Origin of the sequence: Desulfonatronospira sp., from assembly GCA_003563255.1 — a bacterium.
Taxonomy (GTDB): domain Bacteria; phylum Desulfobacterota; class Desulfovibrionia; order Desulfovibrionales; family Desulfonatronovibrionaceae; genus Desulfonatronospira.
This window is the reverse complement of the sequence record PWSL01000148.1, coordinates 1-3,181: the sequence shown is the minus strand read 5'-3', so window position 1 is coordinate 3,181 and position 3,181 is coordinate 1. Positions and strand designations below refer to the sequence as shown.

1 protein-coding gene is annotated in these 3,181 nt (G+C 54.6%); it reads right to left on the bottom strand.

Annotation, left to right across the window (positions count from 1 at the left end; all coding sequences use genetic code 11):
• The coding region (locus QZP87_RS04160; protein ID WP_291321660.1) for a hypothetical protein at positions 1-3,014 on the bottom strand (3,014 nt) is incomplete at its 3' end.
• Between the last annotated feature and the right edge of the window lie 167 nt (positions 3,015-3,181).

Below are 3,181 nucleotides of genomic sequence, written 5' to 3'. Positions count from 1 at the left end.
AGAGGGTGTATGCTGTTGACCGGTATCACGCCAATGTAGTTGCCTTGGGCTGTAAAGTTTCCGTCGCCGGTTATTACCGCGGTGAAGGGGGTGTATTTTTTTTCTGCCGCCTCTGCAAGGTTGGTAAGCTGAAAATCGTCAACCCGGGTCTCTGAATTGTTGTGGGCGGAAATTGCCCTGAACCCGAATTTTACATTGCTTTGGAGCGCTCCTGCCGGCAGGGTGATGCTTCGGAAGGTAAAAGAGGGCGTTTCGTTGGTATAGCTTGCCAGCTCAGTCCATCCCGAACCGGCATCGTACTCCACTATAAGCTCGTCAATATTGCCGCCGGGACCCGTACGCTGCTCCCTGAAGTTAAGGTAAACTGTAGTATATCCGCTGAGGTCATATTCCGGACTTTCCATCCTGGCCGACCGGCCGCCATTTTCATCATATAGCGCTGAACCTGCATCGACTACCCAGTTGGTCGGCGGCGTTGTCAGGGGGGTGCTTGTCCATCCGTTGCTGAACACATCGGTGCTGAAATCTTCGCTCTCATCCAGCTCTTCTTCCCCTTCAGGCAGGGGCGCCGCTCCTGCTCCCACGGGATAGAGGTATGTTCCGGCTCCCACGTTGCTGTATATGTACCTTAGCTCGCCCGACATGCCGTTGGTGCTTACCATCCTGTTCTCCGAGAAATCAGTGCCTTCGGCCACCTCTACCGGCTCACTTAGGGTCAGGCGCCTGTTGCCGATGTAGAGGGAGCCTTCGGTGAGGGTGAGTGATCCCATGGCGGCAGATCGCAGCAGCCGGGCATTTTCGGTGTTGTCGAGCTCAAAATTGTTCAGTGAAGTCAGCCTGGCCAGGCTCAGGACCTGGTTTTGCGCCGGTTCGGGCTGCAGCAGGATGCCGTTGGCGGGGTCGTTTGTTATCCGTGAGTCGCGGTTGACGTTTATGTCGTCCTGTACCTTCAGCCGGCTGTTGCCGAGGTCGAGGGTCTGGTACGGGGTGTTGAAACTGAGAGCTCCTTCTATATCCGCTGCAGGTGTTCCGGTTGTCGGGAACCTGACTGTCTTGGCGTTGTTGTAAGTGCTGATGTTGTCGGATTTTTCGATACTTACATTGTTGAATGTAAGGGGAGTGGTGCCACTGTTGTTGGTGATGGTGGTGCCGTTATTGTTGGCTGCTCCGGAGCGGAAGAACCGTGTGGTGTTGGTTCCGTGGTTATAGGTGGCACCGCTTTCGATGATGAAGTTGCCTGCTATCCACACATCCTGGTTGTTGGCGGTCAACGTGGTGCCGCTTTCGAGGGTGAGGTTGTTGTTAACCACCAGGGGTTGCAGGCCTATCCCTTCAATATCTTCAATGGAGAGGGTGCCCTGCTGCAGGTTTAGGTTGAAGAGCGGCACGGTGGATGCTATGCTGCTTGTCCCGGTGTGGCTGATGTTGATGGTCCCTCCGCTGACATTGTGGTTCGAAGGATCCAGTCCGAAGGCCAGTATGCCTGTTGTTGTGGGGTTGGAGAGGTTGATGGTGCCTCCGCTCATCCTGAAGTTCTGCGTGCCGAGAGGAAGGGAGAAACGGGCATAAGAATCGTTTGTCAGTCCGCTGCCGTCGGCTGTGAAGATGCCTGCCGTTATCTCGAAGGTTATCACATGGGGGCCGGGGTCGTCGGACTGCCGGAACTGGGAGGTGGTGGTGGTACCCCCGTGGATGTTTATGTCGGCGGGTTCGCTGAAGATAAAACCCGCCGATTTGTTGGTGTTGAGTATCCCGCCGGTTATGCGGAGCTTGCCGATAACCTTGAAGGCCGTGTTTTGCGGACTGTCATCTTCATGCATGACATTTACTTCGGCTCCGTCGATCCACAGGCAGCCGTTGCGGGGAATGACAAAATTTTCAAGCGAAGGGTGCAGATCCTCGCCGGCCAGCTTTTCGATGGAGATGTTGTCTCCCAGCCTGAGGGTGCCGTTTTTGATCCACAGCGCCTTGTTGATTATGGGATTGTCGCTGTCGCCCGAGTCGCCGTTGGCAAGGTCTGTGCGGTACCATAGCTCCATGTTTTGGGGATTGGCATCGAGAGTGAAGGTATGGTCGTTGCCCTTGTCGATGATAAGGCGGTAGAGCCTGAGCCGGGGACCGTCGCCGTCAAAGTAGTTGTTGGTTGTCCCGGTGAAGGTGAGCTCCGCCGCGCCGCTGGTTGATTCGCGGTAGCGTGTGTCCTGGTTGGTGAGGGTGACCGTGCCGTTACTGGTCATGTTGCCTCTTACCGTAATATCGTGTACGGCATCGAAGTTGCCGGTCTGCAGGGTGGTGTTGGCTCCCACGGTGAGATTGCGGGTGCTTATATTAAGAGGTGTTGCGGAGTTGCCTGCGGTGAAGGTGAGGTTGCCCATCCCTGCCGTGTTATGCAGGGTGAGGTCGTTGTTTACCGTGAGGTCATTGCCGAGGGTGAAGATGTGGTTTTCCCCGTCGGTGTTGTTGAGCATCAGGTTGTTGTAGGTGGAGGGGGTGCTGACCAGCGTGCCGCTGAAGTTGTAATACTCGACGGTGGCGCCCTCCGCTTCGGTGAAATTGTCGCCGGCTATATCGGGGTAATAACCGGCGCTCCCTATCTTCAGGGTGCCGAAATCGCCGGGGGTCTGCCGCATTTCGGTGATCTCTCCGGTGAAGGTATATGTGCGCAGATCGAGTCCCCCGTTCTCAAAGATGATGGTAAGGTCGGCAACGTCTATATCCTCCGGAAGGTAAACGGTAATGTTGTTGGTAATGATCAGCGTATCGCCCTCTTCGGGATATACCGGCACGTAGGGGTCGGAATCGTCTATGTCCATGCCGCCCGACACTTCGGTCCACGTATAGATGCCGTCCCATGCCGGGTCAATGACATTGGCGTAGGTCCACAGATTTTTCTGTGCATGCAGGGCATGGGAGGATGCCAGCACGAGTATTATGGCCGCGAGGGACAGCCTTGCGGCAGCCGCGGAAAATATTTTTGATAATCTTGCGGTGATAATTTTGTATATGTTTGGCATCGATTGTCTTATCTCATTCGCTTTTACGGGGTTCAAGACCCGAAAGATACAATATTAGCATTTTTTTTGTTTTTGCTGTTTTACAGCATACGGATGCCGGTTGTTTTTGTTCCTTTCCGGGCTTGTATTTTGGTGAAAGACCGGTTTTGCCTGATGAAGGTTGCATT